A 22,666-nucleotide genomic window follows, 5' to 3' on the forward strand; every position below is an offset into this window, starting at 1 on the left:
TTGGGAATTTATATTGTTCAAAGAGATGCTGTAAGATAGGGGTAAAGATTGGCACACAGCATCCATAGTTGCTGCTGTCATACAAAAATGGGAGGAAACCCTTTATTAAAGGTATGAATGTATGATATTTTGAAATGAACCTTGCCCAATACTTAAATCAGGCCCGTCTCTTTTGCCCGGTTAACCAGCGTAACAATATTACTTACCTGAAATTTATGCAGTAGTGTAGCCCGATGTGTTTTAACAGTAAGCGGACTGATAAACAACTCTTCCGCAATAGCGGCTGATTTTCTGCCTTCGGCCAGCAATTGCAGGATCTGTTTTTCTCTCCTGGTCAGCTCCGGTATCGGCTGTAGGGTATTAAGATCAGGCTGTTGCATAATCTCTTTTATCTCAGTGCTCATGGCAGTTTTACCTTCCCAGACGGTGTTTAGTGCATCTAATAGTTCCTGGGCTGAGACGTTCTTGAGCAGATAGCCCTTCGCTCCGTTTCTGAACATCTGGGAAATAATGCTTCGTTCATTCAGGTTACTCAGGGCAACGACAATTGTATCCGGATAAAGGGTATTGATAGTTGCGCAGAAATGAACGCCATTGCCATCCGGCAAGGTAATGTCCAGCAATACGATGTCTACTTTTTGTTGTTGCAGAAAATGCAGACACTCGCAGCCCGTTGTAAAACAGCCGGCAATTTCATACAGCGGACTACTCTCCAGCAATGATCTGAATCCCTGGATCACAATGGGATGATCGTCTACGATGGCAATACTGATCTTATGATTGTTGTGCAACATGCAACTCTATATTTATGATGGTTCCTTCTGGTGATGAGTCAATATGTAAATTGCCACGGAAATAGTCTACCCGGTTGCGGATATTTTTCAGACCAATTCCTTCCGGCTGATGGTTGTTAAGATTGAAACCGATGCCATTGTCTTCTACAGTAATGAAAAAACTATCTTCTTCCTGACTGCATTGCAGCATGATGGTTGATGCATTGGCATGTTTCACGGCATTGGTGATGATTTCCTGTACCATGCGGTAGATCATCGTTTGTGTAGATAAAGGTAGCGCAGGATCGATATTATACGCATTATACACCAAACGGAGCTGAGGACTCATTACCGAACTACAGAGGTCTTTCAGCGCTTCCTGTAATCCCAGGGTGAGCAGTGCTTCCGGCATCATGTTCCGGGAGATCCAGCGCAATTCCCGGATAGAAGCGTCCAGTTGATCAGTTACCTGTTGCAGTGAATGTTCCTGGGGCGTACCTGCTGCCGGAATACGAGACAATCCCAGTTTAATAGCTGACAGCTGACAACCTAATCCATCGTGCAGGTCACGTGCCATCCGCTGCCGTTCCTGCTCTTGTCCTTCCATCAGTGCCGTATAATTCGATAACTGTTTTTCCTTTTCTATTCTTTCCAGTTTTGCCTGATAGGCTATTTCGCGTTTATCAGCCATTTTATTGCGGTATTGTAATCGCATGATGGTAATAGCGACTATCAGGCTCAATACAGCAACGACCGCCAGTAATAACAATAGCTGGAACTGCCTGTACTGTTTATCATGTTCCAGGTTCAGAATTTGTTTTTCTTTCTCTGCGGTTCTGAACCGGGCCTCCATGGCAGCGATGTCTGTTTGGGTTTGTTGGGCATAGATTGAATCCGACAAGGCGGTATATTGCATTAACCAGCGATAGGCGGCATCAGTATTGCCTGACAATTTTTCGGTTGCTGCCAGATCGAACAATAGTTGCTTTTTATTTCTTGAAAGCGGCAATTTGCTTTCCAGATCCAGTCCCTGCAACAGGCTGTTTTTAGCTGCTGTATAATTCTTCTCCTCTTTGTACACATTGAACTGCTCATACAGCAATGCCCGTTTGTCAAATACATCATTCATTTGCCCGACCAACGCCAGTCCTTTTTCGATGCTTTGGTGCGCCAATGCATATGATTTGACAGATCTGTAATACGCTCCTTCTACGGAGTAATATTGTGGCCAGAAATAAGAATCAGGATTGGGCTCCAGGATCTTTTCGGCTTTTTTCAGAAAAGGAAAGGCCTGGTCCGGTGCGCCACTCAAAATAGTAGCCCGGGCGGCCATTACATACCCATCGGCCAGATCTGCATACATCTCCTTACTGGCTTCCATGATGGCAATAGCACGGGAGAAATATTGCAGGGATCTCTCATATTCATTCAGATTAAGCAATACCAGTCCGATGTTATGATAGCTTAGGGCAATTCTGGTACTATCCCCGGCCTGCTGCACGAGTGGTAATACCTTATCGATAAGGATATGTAGAAATTCACGTGGTTTGTCTTTTCGCTGCTCTATGGCGCCATAATTACTCCAGGCCTGGACCGGAAGATCAGGGCTTCCTTTTGGGAAAACTTACCGAGTAGTTTTTCTGTATATAAATATTCCTGCTGGCTGCGATCAATGTCAAACTCGAAGTATACACCGGCCAGGTAGAAGTGTGCGATCGCCGTTAGATATTCATCCTGCCGGCTTAAAGTAATGCCCTGCCGGGCATAGTCGAGCGCTTTGGAGGTATCCCGGGTGCTATAAAAATCTGAAAGCAGGAAAATGGCGTCCAGCTTTTCCTTCAGTGTTTCCGATGTTTTGAGCACTTGCTGCAGACTGTCAGGAAATTTCCGATCATCTACCACGTGTTGAGCTGCTGTCTGCACGTAGAGGAACAGTAGGAGCAGATAACTTATTTTCCGGAAGGCGTTTGTTAGTGACTTCAATAGTGCAATTTTTGAACGACAGTCTAAAAATATATATAAAACGAATGGTTGTCACCATATACTCCCTTCACGATCAAAAATACTCCTTTGGGAGTATTGTCTTCCAGGCTGACTCCGCAGACTTTTGTGGAACCAATTCTTTTCACCCATTAATCATTTGTTAACATGAAAACGTATTTATATTGGATAACCTTAATACTGTTAATCTCAGCCTGCTCTAAAGATGCCGGTGGCGATAAGGACATTCCAGGTCCAGGTACCGGTAGCGGTACCACGCCACTGGGGGCAGGTGTCATCTATTACGACTGGGCTACAGACGGTCTGCTGAAATTGGACCTGACTACCAGCGTAAAGTCGTCCTTTGTTACGTATAGTACCCGCCGCAATGGCTGGGATGTTAGCCGGGACAATACCTGGGTACTGGAATCAAGGGATCATCCGGATGATTATGATGCTGAATTATATACTATTACCAATGTGAAGGATAATACCATAGTGTCTCAGTTCAAGAAATTCTCAGGGTATGCCAATCTAACCTCGCCCTTATTGTCTTATGATAAACAGTTAATTCTTGTGCCGCCTACTTACGATGACGGCGTGATGATACTTGACCTGCAGGGAAAGGTCCTTTTTAACCTCATCTCATTTCAGGGAAAGAAACTGGACGGGAGAGCGATCTGGATGCCTGATAACACCTTTTTATTCAGTCAGGGGAATAGTATATATCGTACCAATAAGGAATTCACCAATGCAACACTTGTAAAAACGTTCAACTTCGATACCTGGGGGCATTTCAGTGTTAGTCCGGATGGCACAAAGCTGGCCCTGAAAGGAGGGAACCATTTATGGATGATGAATATGGATGGTAGTAACCTTACCCAGGTTACTGAAAGTAACTGGACGGAAGTGTGGCCGGTGTTTTCGCCGGACTCTAAATACTTATTAATCGGATATGACTATATGCTTACTAATCAATGGGGACGTTGGTGGCGGATGGCTGTTATTCCGGCGGATTTTAAGAAATATAATGTGGGGGACAATGCAGATAATGGGGTTATTCGGTTGGTTGCAAAAGGAGAGAGTATAGCGGAGGCTGCGAGTGGGGTGACGTTGTGGAGATAGGGTGGAGCAATCTCTAAGCGAACATTAAAAATACCAACTAGTTGGTATTTTTAATGTTCGCTTATTTGTTCATATTCGTATCCCGAAAATATAGTAAGGATTTAAAAATAGGAAAATGCGTTGGGTTAGCAGGAGGAATAAAGCTACAGCGATCCTTTGGATATTACGGAACATGCAGTTACATTCCAATCATTTGTATTTGAGGTTGATAAAGTTCAGTTTGGACTTTATACTGGCATAGATTTCTTATATGGCGAACCTAATAAGTACCCGGCGTACAGAAATAAGCCATGGATTGGGATAGGAATTGGTTACGGTATTTTTAATGTTGGAGGGAGTATTTCGAATAAATAGATCATCAATCAAAAGATAAAATGATAAAAATAATAATAATATTCGTTATGCTGGCATTTGGTACTGACGTTTATAGTCAGGTCAGCTGTGATGATTTGTTTAACAGTTTCAAGCAGGGAGAGAGACCGAATTGTGCCTCAATTGCCTTAATAAAAGCTGCTCTAAATATTTATGGATTGAATAATCTTTTTCTTATAGAAAGAATAAGCGATACCAGCCAGAAAATTATTCTGAAGAACAATAAGTCGTTTATTCTCACAAATTCTGAAATTAGTCAGGCGAATCAGTCTGCGGATTTTGTATTTATAGCTGATAATGCCGAAACGCGGAAGATAGTTGAATATGCTGTTTTAACTTATGCAGTAATGGCTAAAAATAAACAAATAATAGATGAAGAAGTTGACTTTAGGACGGCATTGGAAAATTTAGAATATGGTGCGTATACTCCAACTGTCTATAAATGTCTGGGATTTGAAAAAGGCAAACAGGTAAAAAAGCTTAGAAGATTATCAGGTGGAGACTATTCAGGGATGGTTGCATGGTCGTCAGCTCATGCTGTTTTTGCATGCGAAGGTTATATGGACTATCATGGAAGCAGAAAACCTTTATGGTTCAAGTATTCTGGACGTTTCAGGGTCATCAGATAAGTCATTCGCAAACGATGATAATAAATTTGTTTAATCCTTAAGCTATTGGAGAAATGACGAAGAGTGAATTTCTATTAAGAGTACCTGATATAATTAATGATAGTGAACATGGATACGGAGAGTTGGAAATTGTTAGTAATACTAAAGGAGCAAAAGGAGTATGCTACAGGCATAAGGATAATTTAGCAAGTGGAGGGAACTATGCTGCTTCATGGGATCAATTGTACATAAAAATTATGGAATATTTGAAGAATAGGGGATGCGTTTAGGTCCCGGTATAAAAAGGTAATCGCTATGATACCTGCTAAGTCTGAGCTTATGTAAGCCTATTTGATGATGTTAATTTTAATCTTCTGCAATAACATCAATTTTTGTGTGTCTTCTCATGTTGTTACACATTTCTTCGAGTATAAGTTCTTTGTCTTAAATGTAAGAATTTAATAGTTATGAATAGGCAAGATCAACAGATCTGTCGTTTATTATCTGTTAATTCGATGAATATTATCACCTGGGCAATGATAAGGCATATAGGGAAAATATTCAAAATAAGATATCATACCGGGCTGAAAATCTCAAAGTTTATATCGCCGCAGGTGTATGCTACAAACATTAACATCTAATTAACTTGCCGAAGTCAGCATAAAACTATTTTTGAAACCACGTTTTGACTTTAAAGTACATTTTCCTCAAATAATGAGAATCTATACACTTACAGCTATGATATTCTGCTCTTGTATCAACGATTTCCATTTATGCCATAACTCTGAAAGAACACACAAATCAAAATAATGAAAAAGTTTCTGGAGAATGTAGGCGGGGCAATCACCTTAATCGTGAGTGCAGCTATAATTTGGCACGCAAAAATAATTTTGTTCAATAGTGATTTGTTAAAGGTGGTAGCTCCATTTAAGGTTACACCAGTTATTGGTTATACATGGGGAGATGAATTAGACGATAGTCCCCGTTATTTTTGGAATAACACAGCCGCTAAGTGGCATCCAGGGTATAGAGTACCTGGCTTTCAAATGGTGAGTAATGAGAAAGTTGGTAGTTTTTCAGCCTTACCTGGTTATAAATTTACGTCAAAGGACCCCAACGATTTTACAACTGTATGGACACAGGGACAGAAGCACCCTATCCAGCAGGCCACTTCTTCTATAGATGAAGGCTCGTGGAATCCAAATCCTGGCTACAAGTTTCTAAATAATGCATCAGGTGACTCCGTAACAGTCTGGACACCTGGATTACTTCATCCAGACGCGAAAGTGATCTCATCTTACCTTGAAAATAAATGGAATGCATTTCCTGAATATACGTTTATAGGTGACGAATCGTTCGCCGTCTCCTGGGATCCCGAAAAAGCCTATATGGACTATAAGGTGATTTCTTCGTCAACGAAGGACGATTACTATGCATTCCCTGGTTATGAATTTCTCGATGATCAGAATAACCTGCATGTTGTGTGGAAGCCGGGAATCCGTAATTTTTTTGATCCACAGAAAATAGCCGGCGATGTAGAAGGTGAATGGATAACTGACTATGATTACACCCCTCCCAATAACAGGGCGAGTGGATTTTGGAAAGCGGTTAGTTTTCTTATTGTAGGGGGCTTGAATCATAAATTAGAGAATGCTATTGGCGCTAACCCAATTTCGGAAGGAGTTAACCATGTGGCAATGGACCAATTTTTGGATGGCCTGGGACAGTTGATTACAAATAGTGATGATGATCCAGTTTATAAAATAAAGCCTGTAAAAAAGCATTTAATCTGGAAGAATAACTAGATAAAAAGAGATCGCCTCTGGGATGGGGGCCTCACATATATGGCAAAAGAAAGCTCAAATAAATAGCAGACTAAAACTGTATCTTGTTGTGCAGATAATTCTTAAACGTATCAATATGTCGGATTCTAAATTACAATCTCTTACCGAAATTTTTAACCAGAAATTCTTTCGTATTCCCGATTTTCAACGTGGCTATTCCTGGGAAGAGCCGCAGTTAGATGATTTTTGGGAAGATATTCAAAACTTAAAAAGTGATCGGTTACATTATACCGGAGTGGTTACTGTGGAGCCTGTAAAAAGAGAACTTATGGCCACAAGTGAGAAATGGAAAGATGACTTATGGCTTATTCAAAAGGGATTGACTGCTTATTATATTATCGATGGGCAACAAAGATTGACAACCGCTATTATTTTCATTAACGAGTTATTAAAATGCTTTAAACAGGAGGATTGGATCAATTTTGATAAGAAGGACTCCTGGGTTGACAAATTTCTTTACAAGCAATACCGTAATAATTATCAGTCTTTTGTTTTTGGATATGAGAAGGACAATCCGAGTGATGAATATTTCAAGACTAAAATATTAGAACAAACCTCTTCAACGGCAGACAAGGTTCCTGAACAAACACTCTATACATCCAATTTACAGTATGCTAAAATTTATTTTTCGAAAAAATTTCAGCATGCGACGTTTGATCAGTTAGAGGATTGGTTTAAGAAAGTGATTAATAATTTTAGATTTAATTTTTATGTGATAGATGATGACCTGGATGTTTATGTAACCTTCGAAACAATGAACAACAGAGGGAAGCCTTTGTCTAACCTCGAGCTGCTTAAGAATAGACTAATATACATATCAACCTTACTAAATGAGGATACTTATTCTTTAGAGCGACTACGTAAGGATATAAATGAAACATGGAAAACTATCTATGAGTATTTGGGGAAGAACAAAGAAGCGCCGCTTGACGATGACATGTTTTTGTACAACCATTGGATTATGTATTTTAAATATGACAGAAGCGAGGCAGAGTCATATGCGAAGTTTTTGCTGAAGGAAAAATTTGTTGCCAGTGCGGTATTGCGGGATGAATTGAAACTTCCGGAAATCAGGAGATATATTGACAGTCTGGCGGCCTGCGTCAAGACCTGGTTTTATCTATACAACCCGGGGTATTTGTCGTATTCCGATGAGACAAAAGAGTGGGTACAGAAACTGAATCGCCTCGGTATGGGAGCATTTCCTCCATTATTGATGGCCGTTATGGCAAAGGAAAAGGTAGAATCTAAAGTGTTGCGTTTATTGCAAACGGCAGAAAGGTTCATATTCCTGGTTTTTCGAATTTCCCAACGATCGCCTGTTACAAAAAATAGCCATTTTTACCGCCTGGCGAGTCAATATTATCATGGTCAGGAATATCGACAAGGCGAAGCCACTAATATTGATCATATAGTCGCTGAAATCCAGTGGTATACCAACGGAGAGTCTGGAGATGGAGAGAATTATCAATATCATGGATACTTTGAGCTTAATAAATTTAAGGATCATATTATGGATTTGCAGGAAGAAGGTTTTTATTCATGGAACGGCATTAAATATTTTCTGTACGAGTATGAATTGCATCTTCAACAAAAGGCACAATCTGACAAGAAGATTACATGGACTGACATAGAGAGACGGAAAAAAGACGAAACTATCGAGCATATCTATCCACAAACTGCAACGGATAGTTGCTGGAAAGATGTATTCGACATATATGATCGGAAACAGAAGTTTGCTTTGCTACATAGCTTAGGGAATCTGCTGCTGCTGGCACATTCTAAAAATTCGGAATTGCAGAATAGATGTTTTCCTTATAAATGTAGACATGAAAATCGCTTTGGAGATTTTAGTGGTTATTTTAGCGGTTCATACAGTGAAATTGAAGTTTCTTCGTTTGACAATTGGACACCAGTTGAAATCATGGAAAGAGGGCGGAAAATGCTTGATTTTATGGATAACCGCTGGTCAATTGATTTTGATGACTGGGGTGTTAACAAGGATAGTTTACTGGGCCTCGACTTCTTAACAGAGAAGAAGGAAGAGGTTGAGTCTTTTCCCGCTTAATTAGGTTGGGAAAACAGGCAGCGTATCAGGCTAATATGAAATACGGCATATCAATACGGGGAGTGCTACTGGGTATAAAACAGGAATTCCACTATAAGAGCGGGATTCCTGTTTTATACCCAGTAATGGAGCGTTTTCTAGCCAAATGGTACTGATTGTTAACAAGCTGATTGTTGGGGACTAATTTGGTAGCTAATATGAAATATTATTAACTTGTCTGACAGGATATTATCGCCCAATATAACGGCGCAACGATAATTGTTAGTTTCCGATTAGAAAATAATGTAGAACGTGCTGATTTTTTCGAGATCAACTCTATTCATATAATCACTCGTATCAAATTGTGAATATTTTTACAATTTGCTTTAGCTGGATCTTTCATTATGTAGAATGAATGGCCTGTTTTCGACTGAGATTTTGAGGTTAATTATTATAGTATAATTATTTTTGACTAAATGTTAAAACCTCCAAGATATGGCTGATATAAAAGCAATTATTAAGTTCCTTGACGATTATCTGTCTAAAAATAACTTATCTAATATTAGACCTGTAGAGGCAAATGAATTATTAGAAAAGCAGGAATTATTGAATGATTCCAAAAGTAGAAAAGGGAAGCCATTAAGAGACCTGTTAAGAGCAGGAAAAATACCTCATGCTTATCAAACTGGTGGTAAGAACTCAAGGTGGTTTATTCCTCACTCAAATAGATGACTTGTTCAACCAATAATATAGTATTGATGCTATAATTGTACCTGCTATTCCTCTTTCATTAATGAAGAATAGGTAAGTAGAAAGGCTTAGGAGCAGTGTAGCGACAATAATTCTCCCTACGGCATTTATTTTTGCTGTATTCATTTGTGGAATAATTATAAAGCGAAAATAACGGTCGTTCTTATTCCAACATCACTGCCGCAAATTTTATATGTAGTTTTCTTTGGGCTAAATCAAACATCTATTCCTCTATGATAAAAGTTACTAAGTCAAATAAATCTGTAGGATATTTTCTTGGCGTATTACGAATCGAACTTAAATTAAGCGTTTTAAGCAGTTTAGGAATGATATGGACTTAAGCTATTTAGATGAAGGTCATTATTCATTTTCAGGCTTTCTATCGAAGTGTAAGATCGCTGCAAACATAAGTGTAGATTACAAGGGAATGTGCTTCGAACAATTAAAAGTGATGAAACAGCCGGTATTATGATAAGGTTGATCGCCTATCAGAGAGATTAAGATAACTGAGTATTTTCACAACAAGGGGCAGTTGTCCTTTTCTTCGAATTTTTCAAAGTAGCCCATATGTTATTTAGCCTCTTGAAAGGTACGGCAAAAAACGCTCTTAGGTTAAATTACGCAACTGCCTACAAAGATTATTCGTCAGCGATTGATGTCTTTAAAAACCAAGATGAATCATTAATAAAAAAGTCTTTAAATTAGATTGCTGATATGGCAATGGACATTGACGGAAATTTTAAGGAATTGAAGCGACTTGAAGTTATTAGATATGATGGATTTACGGGAAAATTATTTTGGGTTTGCGGGAAATGATGTATTCCAAAGAAACTATAATTTTCGAATAAGTTGGAATTGAATTTGAAATACTTATTCAGTACGCTAAATGGCATATATAGCAAAGTCCGTTTTGAATACCCGATTATTTTCCATTAGGTTAACATTCTATTAACCTGATTTGCGGAATTTTTTATTAAAATGTGTCGTTATTATCCGGATTTGGGACATGCCATCTGGTATTATATAATTTTCACATTGTGAATGTATCTCAAAAGTTGCTAGAATGTCGTTGCTTCAAAAACTACTTACTAGGATTTTACCTTTTGTTATAACAACATTTGCCTCTATATCATTAGTAGTTGATATGATTGCTAAATCCGAAGCGCTACTAAGTAAAGGCGGCTTGCTAGTTCTTGCAGTATCAAGTATAGCAGTCCCTTTTCTACTAGAATACTTTGTGAAAAAAGGAAAAATTGTTTGGGTATTTGGTGGTCATAGGGCGGTTTTAAAATCATTGAAGCCATATAGCCATGGCATTGGAGTAATATTTGGTTTGATGTTTTTAGCCGCATATTTTAAACCTCTTCCACCAGACCCGATAAAGGATGAAAGTATAGCTAAGCAGGAACTCGCAACTGTTCAACTCATTCAAGATTTAAAGAATACTCAGTTTAAAATAATAGGTTTTTTTAAAACAAATAATTCATACGTTGACAGTAGTTGGCGGCCAATGAGTATGTCTAAGCGTATGATTCAGGGGAAATCGATCACGAATGATATTTATGGAACATTGCGTTCATTTTTTGATTCTATGAACTATAAATTTGCGAGGCCAAGAGAATATGAAGATAATCAGCAATTATATTTCGATAGATTTGAATTAATCTCAAATGATGCTAATGAAGCGGTAAGCATAAAAATTCGAACATTTAGAAAAGATACCGGTATTAGAATAATTGAGTATAATAATTTTGACGTATACTTTACTGATGGTTTTTTCAAAGATTTTATAGCGCTTAATCAGGTCAACAATATGAATATATTACCTGGATTTCGAGATCAACTTGAGAAATATATTATCAAGCGAGAATTTGCTTCCATTGAAGAAGTTGTAGCATTGGGCAAAAACTTTACAGTTTTTGCTAGTAAACGTGATTCTGTTTTCGAATCCGATATTTCAGGAGATAGCCTTATAGTTATTTACAGACTCCCTGCTTTTAGAAAGCTTAATGAGTATCTAACCTTTAGTTATACATTATACTCAGAAAGCCAAAAATTGCTGAGCTCAAAAGGAATAAAATTTGATTTGTTAAAGCCATACGATTTTGATGGTAAAAATGCTGCTTTTTTATTGGAATAGTTCTTCGAGGATTAGTATTCAAATTATGACCGGACAAATTTGTTATCTTTATATTTCTTCCAGCCATTTAGTCGTCCGCTATTTAAAAATGTTCAATTCCTCATTATAAACAGGACTTTGTATGCCCAGAAAATTTAAAACACTGTGAAATACATATTCTTGTGACAATGAATTTTCTGTCTTCAGTTGTTTTAAACTGTTATCAGATGTCCAAACTATAAAAGGAATGTCATATTGTTGTTTCGGCGCCAGGCTCAAAGGCAAACCATGCATGTATAGATTTTTTTCTCCTAAAGATTCGCCATGGTCGGAAACAAAAATCATTGCACTTTTATATTCCTTTAATTGTTTTAAATCTTCAATTACATTGTACAAAATATAGTCGGTATAACCAATGGTATTGTCATAAGCATTGACAAGCTCTGTATTGGAACATTTTGCTAACTCAACACTATTACAGACTGGCTTAAAAGTTTCGAACTGAGGCGGATATTTTTTGCTATACTCAGGTCCGTGACTTGTACTTGTATGCAATACTATCAATACCTTAGGTTTTGTACTTGCTGCGATTTGCTCTTTCAGGTCATTCAAAAGAACTTCATCGTAATCGCATCCATTGCCTTTACAATCTTTCATCAGCGCCTCTTTGTTCAGGTAATTTTTTATATGAACGGGTGGTTCTCCCCAGTTTGTGGTTCTCCAGACAACCTCTACGCCATTTCTATATAAATAATTGGGCAAAATCTCATATAACTCGCCAGTATTTTTATGTTCTAAAATACACTTTACACCTGCAGTGGTGTAGGTGGCGCAAGAGGTGGCATTAAAATTAAATACACCAGGGGTTTTTGAAAGAAGCGGATTTGTATTTTTACTATACCCGTATAGAGAAAAATTCTCACTTCTGGCGGATTCTCCTATCACTAAGACTACAACCGATTTCTGGTTATCTTTTATGGTAGCATCTGGCAATAATATTTCTTTTTCATTTTCCTGGTGTTTATGTACAAAAAACAGGGAAAGATTTACAGAGTAACTCCATGGCATTGCAAGCCCACCTAATACTTTTGAATTTTTATCAACCCACAACCAATTTTGGGAATTGGCAAATACTACAATTAGCATAAATAATAAGGTAGCTGAAGTGATGACTGAAAATCGCTTGACTGTTACACTTACTATTTTTGCTTTTATGATAATAATGCCAGGAATAACACCAAGCAGAATTATATAGAGTAGTAATTTTATGGAAAAAAAACCAGATGCCTCAGCATAATTGGTGTTTAGCAGATTACCCATCATTTCTGCATTTATTATAACACCGTAGGTATTAATAAAGTAAACTGCAATTGCGCTGAAAATAAAGAATAATGCCAGGATAATTTTTCCTACAAAGCGTAGTAGAAAAAGTATCAAAAAAAAGGCAAAAGCATTTGCAACCAGCATTAGAATAATAAAACAAATAATAATGGTGATGCCGTTAAAACTTCTATAATCAGTATTATTAAAAATAAATTTAAAAAAGGGAAAATGAAAGAATAAGAAGTTAAGACAACTTATTAATAAAGAAAAATGAACGATTTTTATATTATCTTTTAATAAACGCATAAGCCATTTTATAAAATGGAACAATCAGGCAAATTAATACAAAATATAATATTATCAAATTTTCGTCGATTATCGGACTGATTAATGACACAAAACGAGGAGGTATTGGTAAAAAATCTCTCGCTTGTTTGTTATGACCTTTCTCCGCTTGATTTTTCGTTTTAGTATAAATAAATAGTCCCGTCGAAGGACGTTGACCCGGCTTATGACCATAGTCATAGAACAGGTTTTTTGTATAGTATTGAGGAGGTAAACGGAACAAAATCCACTGATTTCCGGGAGTATTTTTAGTCAGTTGATTAGTATCTTTATATTTAAGAATGCATATAACCATGAAATTAACTGCTGCTATATTAGCCCTGCTATTACCTTTAGCCACTTTTGCCCAGGATCAGAACCAGGAAGAAACCTGGAAGCCCGCAAGTGCGGAAAGCAACGCCTATCGTGAATACAGGCTAAAAACGACAATTCCGCCCTATGGCCTTGCCAAGGTGAAAGGGCTGATCAAAAAGAATACAGCAGATATGGAAGACTTCACCGTAATGAGTTCTAAAGACTATATGTCCCTTACGCTCCGCGAGAAATTCACCTATCACATGATCAATCCGGAATCATATAGCCAGAACTGTGATGTTGAACCGCCCATTCAGGATGAGCATAAAAAGGTCTTCGGCCACCTGCCTGACAATTACGCAGAACTGAACTGGAGTGAACGTCAACGTGATTTCCTGCAGGCCAACCGGGATTCTGTGATGGAGATCATCAAAGAATCTGCTAACCGCAGTAAACGTATAGGACTTAACTACAAAATGGCGCTGGTAGAGATCAAGGCCGTTGAAATGGTCCCTTTTCTGGTGGAGTTCTTCAAACGTGATCATAAAGATCTGGACATCCTGACAGTACTGATGGAGTTCATGGCAGAAACAAAATATGAGCCTTTTGTTAAATCAGTATCTTATACTAAGCTGTATAGCAAGAACAGTACTTATAACGCATACCTTTTGTTCAACCAGGCCAATGAAGACCTGATCATACAGCGGGCCATGGGCATGTACAATGCTGCTAACTAATGATATTCTTACTACTGATAAATCTGTTCCTGCCTGATACGTCCTTCGTGCAGATACCCGCCGGAGACTACTGGGTCGGTGCTAAAGGGCATGCCCTTAATCCCGCAAGAGAGGTCCATGTGGATGCCTACGCTATCGGCGCGACAGAAGTCACTAATCAGCAGTTTGCAGAATTTGTAGCCGTTACGCATTATTTCACTGATGCGGAGCGGCTGCACAATGCGATGGTCTTCGAGCCAGGACTGAAGGAATTCCGCTGGCTGGAGGACAGTACTGCCTGCTGGCGGTATCCTAACGGTGTGAGCCGTGGCGGTATTGACGACAAAATGCAACATCCCGTTACCACCATCAGCTACAATGACGTTCAAGCCTATTGCGAATGGGCAAAGGTAAGGCTTCCTTCCTTCGAAGAATGGGAGATCGCTTCCCGCGCAGGTGCGAGAACCACCTATTTTTGGGGTGAAGACAGCCGGAAGATCAGTCGTTATGCCAATATATGGAATGGACATGACCACCTGGAAGCGGACAACTCCGACGGATATATGTATACTGCTCCTGTCGCCAGTTTCCAACCCAATCGCTGGGGGCTGTATGACATGTATGGAAATGTATTCGAGTTTTGCGAAGGGCATCTCAAAGAGGAGAAAACGGTACATGCAAGGGGCGGCTCATGGTGGTGTAGTCAGCACTCCTGTCACTATTTTAACTCCGTAGATATTGGAAGGGTGCATAGAAGGGCATCCTTTAGTAATCAGGGCTTCAGGGTGGTTAGAAAGTGAACATGCCTGCTACTATTGAATGCCGTTCAGTACCGCTGGGAATGATATTACACCCGCAGCGGGCTTAGCAAAGCATCAAAACAAAAAACGCCGGAGATCATATCTTCGGCGTTTTTTGTTTCCAGGGTGCCGTTAACTTCAAGAGGGGGTATATCCAGTGAACGCCATTATTACGTTGCAAACATGGGCAAGTCTGGGCTCTTGAATTTTACCAATTGGTAAGAAAATGGGACTGGATTTTCATTTACGACTATTTTATTAGCGGAGAAGGCTATTTTATTGGGGAATCCAGGCACAACTTTGCACTATGCAACCGACACCTTCTTTCTCCCGCTACCAGCGCTTCGTCATTTTGGTACTCGCCCTTACCCAATTTACTGTGGTACTCGATTTCATGGTTATCTCGCCGCTGGGTGATATCCTCATGAAATCGCTTTCCCTACAGCCGCAGGCCTTTGGTTTTGCGGTATCTGCCTACGCCTTTAGCGCAGGTATTTCCGGCCTGCTCACGGCGGGTTTTGCAGATCGTTTCGACCGGAAGAAATTGTTACTGTTTTTTTATATAGGCTTCGTTACCGGTACGGTATTATGCGGCTTTGCCCATAGTTACGCGCTGCTGGTGGCGGCCCGCATCGTGACAGGTTTGTTTGGAGGCGTGATTGCCTCTGTTTCCATGGCCATTATCACCGATCTTTTCACGCTACGGCAGCGTGGGCGGGTGATGGGGTATGTGCAAATGGGCTTTGGCGCCAGCCAGGTGCTGGGCATTCCCATTGGATTATTCCTGGCCAATGCGCTGGGTTGGGAAGCCGCGTTCTGGATGATCGCGGGGCTGGGCATGATCGTGGCGGCGCTGATAGCACTACGTTTCCGCCCTGTGACCGCACACCTGGCCGTACAGCAGCACAAACCGGCATTGACCCACTTGTGGCATACGCTTACCAAAGGCCCGTACCGCCTGGGTTTTGCGGCTACGGCGTTACTATCGATTGGAGGGTTTATGATGATGCCCTTCGGCAGCACCTTTGCTGTGAATAACCTGGGGTTAACCGACAAACAACTGCCGCTGTTGTTCATGGTATCCGGTGTGAGTTCCCTGTTTATCATGCCACTGGTGGGACGGTTGAGCGACCGGGTTGACAAGTTCCGCATTTTTACCATCGCATCCATCCTGATGGGTATTACGAGCGTGTGGTACACGAACCTGGGGGTAACGCCGCTATTGCCGGTGATAGGCCTGAACGTGGTGATGATGATGGGCATCATGGGCCGCATGGTGCCTTCGGCAGCACTCACGAGCGCTATCCCGGCGTTGGAAGACCGGGGTGCGTTCATGAGTGTGAACACCTCGTTGCAGCAGATAGCGGGTGGGGTGGCTGCGGCCATCGCGGGCTTTATTGTTACCCAACCTGCCAAAGGCCTGCCACTGGACCATTACAGCACGCTGGGATATGTAACGCTGGGTATCTCTCTCCTGAGCATCTGGCTCATGGTGGGCGTAGACAGACTGGTAAAAAGGAAACCGGTGGTGACGGCGGCGGTGGATGAGGCAGTTATTTTGAGTGAAGGGTATTAATTCTTATTTCCGTTTTGCAACTATTCTTATACTATCAAGGGCTATTGGGTTCCTAACGCCTACTCTAATCTTACTGGTGAATACTGAAACACTTACCAAAACAAAATACTTATGCTAATAGCAGCAAAAAAAGTGGCCATTATTGGCGGCGGCCCGGGCGGCTTAACGCTGGCCCGCCTGTTACAATTGAAAGGCGTGGATGTGACCGTATATGAAAGAGATGTCAATGCCGAAGCCCGTGTACAGGGTGCTACGCTGGATCTTCATTTTGAATCGGGTCTGAAAGCCATTAAAGCCATGGGTCTGCGCGATGCTTTCCTCGCCAACTACCGCCCAGGTGCGGAAAAGGGTAGGGTGATCGATAAATACGGCAAAATCATTTACGACGAACATAATACTGACTTCGAGCCGAAGATGAACGTACTGGACCTCGACAGTGAATATGCCCGGCCGGAGATAGATCGCGGACCGCTGCGCGATATTTTGCTGAACTCCCTGCAACCCGGCACAGTGGTATGGGATAGCCAGTTTAAAAACATGATACCGGCAGGCGATGGCTGGCAGATCGAATTCAGGAACGGACACACCGCTACTGCCGATATCGTGATCGGTGCAGATGGCGGCAATTCCAAAGTGCGACCGTTCGTGACTGACATTCACCCCAGCTACGCGGGCGTGGTGATCGTACAGGGTAATGTGGGCCATGCTGCTACCACCGTGCCGCAGGCCAGCGAGCTACTCAAAGGTGGAAAAGTATATGTGCATGCCGATGGCAAATATTTGCACATTTCTTCCAAGGGCGATGGCAGCATAGATTTTTACTTCGTGGAAGAAAAGCCGGAAGGCTGGTGGAACAACAGTGGGGTGGATTTCTCTGATGGTCGACAGGTGCTGGCCTGGTTCCTGTCTGAAACGCCGGGCTGGAATGATGTATGGGCGCCCATGTTCGAGAAGGCAGACTCTCCTTATTTATTGCGCCCGCAATATTGTATTCCCTTTGATCAAAGCTGGGAAGCCCATGCCAATGTTACGCTGCTGGGTGATGCGGCCCACATCATGCCGCCCTCCGGCGAAGGTGTGAACCTGGCTATGCTGGATGCGCTGGAACTGAGTGAAAGTCTGACCAGTGAGGAATTTACAGATATTAAGTCGGCCATTGCGGTATATGAAGCGACCATGCAGGAAAGGGGCACGGCTGAGGCACGATCTTCCATTGAGATAAGCCAATGGATGCGGGCAGAAGATGCACAGGAGCGGCTGTTGCAACTGTTTAACCACGCTGAATAACGGATCTTTTTTGATCAGTAAATGGTCGGTTTATTCCGGCCATTTATGTTGTTCTAAAACCAGAGGAAGTCCTGATTTACACCGATATGGGATGAACCCAATTTCATAAGTATATTGAGATGAGAACCGCTCAATTATAAGCTAATTTGAAAGATTTTTTTTGAACTGATTTGGAGTAAGTCCTGTTTGCTTTTTAAATAGTCTGGAAAAATAAGGTGGATTTTCAAAGCCCAGGGAGTAGGCTATTTCAGCAATATCTTGCCTCATAGGAATGAAGCAGGACATTGCTTAAAAAGAATTTAACAACTTATTGTATCAGAACAACTATATGATGACGTTCAGGATGTAAAGAGGTCCAGAATAGACCTGGACCATCCTGAAAGGCAAAAGGTCGGAGATTCTCCGACCTTTCCACTTCTGTGCCCGGTAGCGGAATGTTCCCAAACCAATTGGTATTGATTGTTAACAAACTGTATTCCGCTGTATAGTCAAATCAGGCTGTTTTATATTTCCTTTCTTTTATCATACCATAGCTGCTTCTTCCAACACCGTACTATACACTTTCAATCCTGCTACCCAGGTTTCCACCACCTCGATATTTCGCATATTCATAAATGGATTCTTCATCGTCAGTGGATCCTGCGCCAGTACGACAAAGTCCGCAAAGTTCCCAGCTTTCAGCGATCCTGTCCACTGCTCTGCATAACATTGCCATGCCGCGTCGTAGGTAATTGCCCTCAGTGCCTGTTCATGCGTGATACATTCTGCTCCATTCAATACGCCTGCTTCGTCATCCGCCTCCATTTTCCTTGTGATAGACTGCTCCATCATTCTCAATGGTCCCAACGGACTCACCGAATTATCACTATGCAACGTGATCCGCATACCCTGTTGCAGCGCACTGTTACAGAGATCCAACATGTTTGATCTCTCCCCAAAGATCGCCTCCTGGAAAGCATATCCCCAGTAACCCACGTGCCCGATCAGGAAACTTGGAGAGACCCCCAGATTTTTCATGTCTATCAGGTTTTGCTGTGTAGCTAAGGAGCAATGTTCTATTCTGTGTCGTACCCCTGATGAGGGATCAGGAATAAATTCCTTAAATGCGTCTATCGCAAATTGAACGGCACGATCGCCATTCGCATGGATCATCACCGGCCATTGTTTAACCTTTACAATCTCCTGCATCAGCTGCCGGAAATCCTTCGGAGGAATCAATGGCTTATCATCGTACTTGTCTGCGAAATTGTACACACCATAGTTGTCAGCAGGATTACATAAATATGGGTCGGACTGATACCCTGTCAATCCCTGGTTAGAACCATCAGTGATTACTTTCACATGACTCTTGTAGATGTCTTTGTATACGGTTGGCGGAACAGGGAAATCCTTTATTTTGCTCAGATCATCCATCGAATTACATACTTCGGCTGCGCCGATACGAACAGTTCCCTTGTTCACCGCCAGATATGCTTCCAGTATTTCCTGCTGCCCCTTATTCATGCCCGCATCATGCATGAAGGTGACACCTAGGGAATTAGCAGTGTCAAAGATCTGTTTTAAATAGATGAATGATTTCAGGAAAAAGTCTGCTTTCTGCGATGGCGGAATGGTTTTCAATGCAGGCGTCATCCCAGCGCTTTCCTGTAACTGCCCCTTTGTTTGCTCTTTGTAGTCATTGAAGGAAGAGTAGGTGTTTAACAGGTCAATATTGTCCGGGAAATTCCAGATCAACCACAGTGCTTTTGTATTTACGTACAAAGTATGCATAGATGCTGCGATAATGCACACCGGCGCGTCTGTGGTAATGCTGTCCAGCAGGTCGATATCTATCGTTAATAGCTCTGTATTATTTTTTAATAAAGGCATCAGCGCCGGATCAAGGCCTGAACCCAGGAACCATAACGTAGGATCCAGGCTGGCTAGTTTTTTAGCCTCTTTAGCAATAGTTTTGCCCAGGGTGTCAATATTGTAATCGGGTTTCAGTATCTGGCCTTCAAATGCATCCAGGTTTGTCCAGCCCATTAACATAGCTGTAGGAACGAGATGAATGTGTGGTTCAATAAGACCGGGCAGTAAGGTTTGGCCCTCTTCCAGTATCCTGCTGGTATACCCGGGGTAGGTATCATTCATAAATGCGGCTACTTCCTCTTTGGTGCCTGTCTTTACTACAACGCCTTCTGCAAAGCCAATAGCACCTACAGATTCAACAGCTCCATTGATCATAGGACGGATAATGCCACCGGTGACCATGAATGGTTGAGTCTGTTCTTCTTTTTTAAATGTCTTTTGTTTTGGGAGCTTTGCGAAATTTTCAGGAGTGAAGAGCTCATCTTTCAATATTTTCAAAATGGGGTTGCTACAGGCACAATGTGTGCATCCGTGGTGATGATGGTGTTCCATATGATTTGAGGATTTGGTTATTCTACTTCAAAAGCACATGGGATATAACACGGGATTAGAATTTTTGTTCACCGGACATTTATTGCCCTTTGTTAAATTGTAGCTATTACGTGATTGATTTAGAAACTCATCAGGAAAAATTTAGTTCCGAATTTCTCTCCCAAAAAAGAACTACCTCAAATAGTTTTCAAATGGTACGACATATTTAGAGATTGTTTTTCAGAAGAGTACAAAAATAGAGCATTACATCAGACTATAGAGTATAGTAATCTTCTCGAGCTGACAGTTAAGGAAACCCAATTACTATATATGTATAGCAGACATTGGGGCTTGACAAAAATAGAATTCGAAGAAACTCTAAAAACATGAAAACTGTAGCTGGCACAAAGCTTCAATGGATGCTGTAATTATCATCAGTGGATTTGATGGTCTTTAGATATATAAACAAGAGAGCCGGAGATATTATCTCCGGCGTTAGCCAGGTGCCCAGTAGTAAATTATTTTCGAACCAAATGCTATTCATAATTAATAAACTGTATCAATACAAGATCATGTGAATTAGAGGGCACAGGGTTTTGTGGCAATTATCTTTATTAAGTAAGGTTTAAAGTTCCTTCTCCTTATTCTTTACCTGTAACTAGTCTTTTTAGGCCAGACATTTCAATATAGACTTCCACATAGGATTTACTCTTCTACCAGTTAGCTATATATGTTTTGCAAAAAATCTTTTAAACTGATCGGATTCCTGCCTAGTAGCTGATTTACATCACTTTTATTGGTATCGAATTCTCCGTTAGCAATCGCCCCACAGAACCTTGCGAGGTAAGCTGCATCATCTTCAGAAGCACCTATCTGTATAAGCGTGGCAATATAGGAGCTTACCTCGGGTTGATAATAAGGTATTGTTTTTCCGGTTATGTCTGATAGTAGATTAGCAATCTCCGCAAAGGAAAAAGCGGTTTCTGCAGCGATGATATATTCTTTGTTTTCATGACCCGGAGTAGTCAGTACAGCAGCATTCGCTTCAGCCATTTCTGTTATTGGCAAAAAAGGAGTTTTTCCGTCTCCGGCAGGAATGGAAATGCCATTATTTAATATATCCTTTCCAGAAAGGAAGGGAATCATGTCAGCATACATGGTATTATCCATCAGCGTATAAGGAATAGCTATTTGTTTTAGATAATCAGCTGTGTATGCATGATATTGCACCTCTTTCCCCATTATACTTTGTTGTAAGTTTTTCATGTCAAAGCTCGTATAGATAATATGGCCAACACCAGTTTCCCTGGCTGCATTGATCGCATTTTTGTGCTGCTCAAACCTTTTGCTAATGTCTGATGAAGAAGATACAAGTAGCAGCTTATCCACGCCCAGGAACGCACTTTTTAAAGACTCAAAATCGTCATAGTCGCCAGGTTTTATTTGAAGTCCTTTTGATTTTAATTCTGCCGACCTGGTTTCATCTCTTACCAATGCTGTAATGTCGTTTGGGGCTATGCCCCTGTTTAATAATGAATTAATGGTGGCTTTACCTAAATTTCCTGTTGCACCGGTTACTAAAATCATATTTTCTGTTTTAAGATTAATTACTTTTGGTATGTAAAGAAACAAATAATGATTTTGAAAAGTTGCCCTTGCTCTTGTTAGTAAGACAGAAAGTGGTAACCTAAAAGTAACCAATGGAAAATAAGTTAGACCATGCTGACTGTCCTATTACAGAAACGATAGCCATGTTTGGAGGACGGTGGAAGGTGACAATTTTACGTGTGCTTTTCAAAAATACCAGACGTTTTGGTGAAATCCAGGTTAGGATACCTTCTATTTCAAAGAAGGTGTTAACCGAACAACTGAGAGAGCTTGAAGCGGATGGCTTAATCAGCAGAAAACAGTACAAGGAGCTTCCACCCCGGGTAGAGTATGCGCTCACTGATTTTGGAAAAAGCCTATGCCCTTTGTTAATTGATATAGTAGCTTGGAAAAGAAAAAATATTGGATAATCTAATTAAGTTAAGATAAAGCTTTCCCATTGAAGGCGTCACCAAAACTCCTGATCAACGTGATTGTGAAGTAGTATTTTGGATAGATAGGATAATGCTTCCTATGTAATCTCGTTATTCAAGTGCCTCGACCTGGCAGCTCTTACTTATCGTCTCCAAATGGAATAATCTGGACAGAGGGTTCACAATCTGGTTAACTGGACGGCACCTGCTCATATCAAAACTGCATCGGGACAGCTTGCTTACACATCCAGGAGGCGATCTATCAGTCCTACTGGTAGTGTAGCAATTTATAAAGCTAACTTAG

General features: G+C 40.9%; 18 protein-coding genes. 11 read left to right on the forward strand and 7 right to left on the reverse strand.

Features of this window, described 5'->3' with window-relative positions; all coding sequences use genetic code 11:
• Positions 1–152 precede the first annotated feature (152 nt).
• The 3 genes from BMZ72_RS31580 to BMZ72_RS37060 all read right to left on the reverse strand — a co-directional run bounded on the left by BMZ72_RS31580 (position 153) and on the right by BMZ72_RS37060 (position 2,756).
• The gene (locus tag BMZ72_RS31580) at positions 153–794 is read right to left on the reverse strand and encodes a response regulator (RefSeq protein WP_089814673.1); all 642 of its coding nucleotides are present in this window, start codon (positions 792–794) and stop codon (positions 153–155) included.
• Positions 775–2,274 carry a tetratricopeptide repeat-containing sensor histidine kinase gene (locus BMZ72_RS31585; protein ID WP_255373343.1) on the reverse strand — a complete coding sequence of 500 codons (1,500 nt, stop codon included), beginning with the start codon at positions 2,272–2,274 and terminating at the stop codon, positions 775–777. The genes BMZ72_RS31580 and BMZ72_RS31585 overlap by 20 nt, the downstream gene beginning before the upstream one ends.
• Before the next feature lie 62 nt (positions 2,275–2,336).
• Positions 2,337–2,756: a hypothetical protein gene (locus BMZ72_RS37060; RefSeq protein WP_255373344.1), complete on the reverse strand. Its 420-nt coding sequence runs from the start codon at positions 2,754–2,756 to the stop codon at positions 2,337–2,339.
• A 165-nt stretch (positions 2,757–2,921) separates the two neighbouring features.
• Between BMZ72_RS37060 and BMZ72_RS31590 the strand changes: the two genes are divergently transcribed.
• The 6 genes from BMZ72_RS31590 to BMZ72_RS31620 all read left to right on the forward strand — a co-directional run bounded on the left by BMZ72_RS31590 (position 2,922) and on the right by BMZ72_RS31620 (position 11,639).
• Complete coding sequence (locus BMZ72_RS31590; RefSeq protein ID WP_089814675.1) at positions 2,922–3,878, forward strand: TolB family protein; 957 nt, start codon at positions 2,922–2,924, stop codon at positions 3,876–3,878.
• A 401-nt stretch (positions 3,879–4,279) separates the two neighbouring features.
• A complete protein-coding gene (locus BMZ72_RS31595) occupies positions 4,280–4,879 on the forward strand; it encodes a hypothetical protein (RefSeq protein WP_218155306.1) in 600 nt (199 codons plus the stop codon).
• A 788-nt stretch (positions 4,880–5,667) separates the two neighbouring features.
• Positions 5,668–6,663, forward strand: coding sequence for a hypothetical protein (locus tag BMZ72_RS31605; protein ID WP_089814681.1), 996 nt, complete (start codon positions 5,668–5,670; stop codon positions 6,661–6,663).
• 115 nt (positions 6,664–6,778) lie between these two features.
• Positions 6,779–8,770: a DUF262 domain-containing protein gene (locus tag BMZ72_RS31610; RefSeq protein ID WP_089814982.1), complete on the forward strand. Its 1,992-nt coding sequence runs from the start codon at positions 6,779–6,781 to the stop codon at positions 8,768–8,770.
• A gap of 474 nt (positions 8,771–9,244) precedes the next feature.
• The gene (locus tag BMZ72_RS31615) at positions 9,245–9,481 is read left to right on the forward strand and encodes a hypothetical protein (protein ID WP_089814683.1); all 237 of its coding nucleotides are present in this window, start codon (positions 9,245–9,247) and stop codon (positions 9,479–9,481) included.
• A gap of 1,081 nt (positions 9,482–10,562) precedes the next feature.
• Positions 10,563–11,639 carry a hypothetical protein gene (locus BMZ72_RS31620; protein ID WP_089814685.1) on the forward strand — a complete coding sequence of 359 codons (1,077 nt, stop codon included), beginning with the start codon at positions 10,563–10,565 and terminating at the stop codon, positions 11,637–11,639.
• Positions 11,640–11,717: 78 nt separating this feature from the next.
• Here the strand turns inward: BMZ72_RS31620 and eptA are convergent, their stop codons facing one another.
• Positions 11,718–13,247, reverse strand: coding sequence for a phosphoethanolamine--lipid A transferase EptA (gene eptA / locus BMZ72_RS31625; protein WP_089814687.1), 1,530 nt, complete (start codon positions 13,245–13,247; stop codon positions 11,718–11,720).
• 332 nt (positions 13,248–13,579) lie between these two features.
• Between eptA and BMZ72_RS31635 the strand changes: the two genes are divergently transcribed.
• The 4 genes from BMZ72_RS31635 to BMZ72_RS31650 all read left to right on the forward strand — a co-directional run bounded on the left by BMZ72_RS31635 (position 13,580) and on the right by BMZ72_RS31650 (position 17,959).
• A complete protein-coding gene (locus tag BMZ72_RS31635; protein WP_089814691.1) occupies positions 13,580–14,317 on the forward strand; it encodes a hypothetical protein in 738 nt (245 codons plus the stop codon).
• Positions 14,317–15,096 carry a formylglycine-generating enzyme family protein gene (locus BMZ72_RS31640; protein ID WP_089814693.1) on the forward strand — a complete coding sequence of 260 codons (780 nt, stop codon included), beginning with the start codon at positions 14,317–14,319 and terminating at the stop codon, positions 15,094–15,096. Before BMZ72_RS31635 ends, BMZ72_RS31640 begins: the two co-directional genes overlap by 1 nt.
• Before the next feature lie 307 nt (positions 15,097–15,403).
• Complete coding sequence (locus tag BMZ72_RS31645) at positions 15,404–16,672, forward strand: MFS transporter (RefSeq protein WP_089814695.1); 1,269 nt, start codon at positions 15,404–15,406, stop codon at positions 16,670–16,672.
• 111 nt (positions 16,673–16,783) lie between these two features.
• On the forward strand, positions 16,784–17,959 hold the full coding sequence (locus BMZ72_RS31650; protein WP_089814697.1) for an FAD-dependent oxidoreductase: 1,176 nt from the start codon (positions 16,784–16,786) through the stop codon (positions 17,957–17,959).
• Between the two features lie 141 nt (positions 17,960–18,100).
• Here the strand turns inward: BMZ72_RS31650 and BMZ72_RS31655 are convergent, their stop codons facing one another.
• From BMZ72_RS31655 to BMZ72_RS31665, 3 genes are all read right to left on the reverse strand, one after another.
• Positions 18,101–18,244, reverse strand: a complete 144-nt coding sequence (locus BMZ72_RS31655; protein WP_089814699.1) for a helix-turn-helix domain-containing protein — start codon at positions 18,242–18,244, stop codon at positions 18,101–18,103.
• Positions 18,245–18,481: 237 nt separating this feature from the next.
• On the reverse strand, positions 18,482–20,362 hold the full coding sequence (locus tag BMZ72_RS31660) for an amidohydrolase (RefSeq protein WP_089814701.1): 1,881 nt from the start codon (positions 20,360–20,362) through the stop codon (positions 18,482–18,484).
• Between the two features lie 699 nt (positions 20,363–21,061).
• A complete protein-coding gene (locus BMZ72_RS31665; protein ID WP_089814703.1) occupies positions 21,062–21,928 on the reverse strand; it encodes an SDR family oxidoreductase in 867 nt (288 codons plus the stop codon).
• 113 nt (positions 21,929–22,041) lie between these two features.
• On the opposite strand from BMZ72_RS31665, the gene BMZ72_RS31670 reads away from it, so the two are divergent.
• On the forward strand, positions 22,042–22,359 hold the full coding sequence (locus tag BMZ72_RS31670) for a winged helix-turn-helix transcriptional regulator (RefSeq protein WP_012791865.1): 318 nt from the start codon (positions 22,042–22,044) through the stop codon (positions 22,357–22,359).
• Positions 22,360–22,666 lie beyond the last annotated feature (307 nt).

The organism is Chitinophaga sp. YR627 (assembly GCF_900114995.1).
Classification (GTDB): Bacteria; Bacteroidota; Bacteroidia; order Chitinophagales; family Chitinophagaceae; genus Chitinophaga.

Excerpts from the sequence above, each read along its gene's own strand:
- BMZ72_RS31580 (WP_089814673.1), bottom strand. The coding sequence starts at position 794 with ATGTTGCACAACAATCATAAGATCAGTATTGCCATCGTAGACGATCAT.
- BMZ72_RS31590 (WP_089814675.1), top strand. The coding sequence starts at position 2,922 with ATGAAAACGTATTTATATTGGATAACCTTAATACTGTTAATCTCAGCC.
- BMZ72_RS31595 (WP_218155306.1), top strand. The coding sequence starts at position 4,280 with ATGCTGGCATTTGGTACTGACGTTTATAGTCAGGTCAGCTGTGATGAT.
- BMZ72_RS31605 (WP_089814681.1), top strand. The coding sequence starts at position 5,668 with ATGAAAAAGTTTCTGGAGAATGTAGGCGGGGCAATCACCTTAATCGTG.
- BMZ72_RS31610 (WP_089814982.1), top strand. The coding sequence starts at position 6,779 with ATGTCGGATTCTAAATTACAATCTCTTACCGAAATTTTTAACCAGAAA.
- BMZ72_RS31615 (WP_089814683.1), top strand. The coding sequence starts at position 9,245 with ATGGCTGATATAAAAGCAATTATTAAGTTCCTTGACGATTATCTGTCT.
- BMZ72_RS31620 (WP_089814685.1), top strand. The coding sequence starts at position 10,563 with ATGTCGTTGCTTCAAAAACTACTTACTAGGATTTTACCTTTTGTTATA.
- eptA (WP_089814687.1), bottom strand. The coding sequence starts at position 13,247 with ATGCGTTTATTAAAAGATAATATAAAAATCGTTCATTTTTCTTTATTA.
- BMZ72_RS31635 (WP_089814691.1), top strand. The coding sequence starts at position 13,580 with ATGAAATTAACTGCTGCTATATTAGCCCTGCTATTACCTTTAGCCACT.
- BMZ72_RS31640 (WP_089814693.1), top strand. The coding sequence starts at position 14,317 with ATGATATTCTTACTACTGATAAATCTGTTCCTGCCTGATACGTCCTTC.
- BMZ72_RS31645 (WP_089814695.1), top strand. The coding sequence starts at position 15,404 with ATGCAACCGACACCTTCTTTCTCCCGCTACCAGCGCTTCGTCATTTTG.
- BMZ72_RS31650 (WP_089814697.1), top strand. The coding sequence starts at position 16,784 with ATGCTAATAGCAGCAAAAAAAGTGGCCATTATTGGCGGCGGCCCGGGC.
- BMZ72_RS31655 (WP_089814699.1), bottom strand. The coding sequence starts at position 18,244 with ATGTCCTGCTTCATTCCTATGAGGCAAGATATTGCTGAAATAGCCTAC.
- BMZ72_RS31660 (WP_089814701.1), bottom strand. The coding sequence starts at position 20,362 with ATGGAACACCATCATCACCACGGATGCACACATTGTGCCTGTAGCAAC.
- BMZ72_RS31665 (WP_089814703.1), bottom strand. The coding sequence starts at position 21,928 with ATGATTTTAGTAACCGGTGCAACAGGAAATTTAGGTAAAGCCACCATT.
- BMZ72_RS31670 (WP_012791865.1), top strand. The coding sequence starts at position 22,042 with ATGGAAAATAAGTTAGACCATGCTGACTGTCCTATTACAGAAACGATA.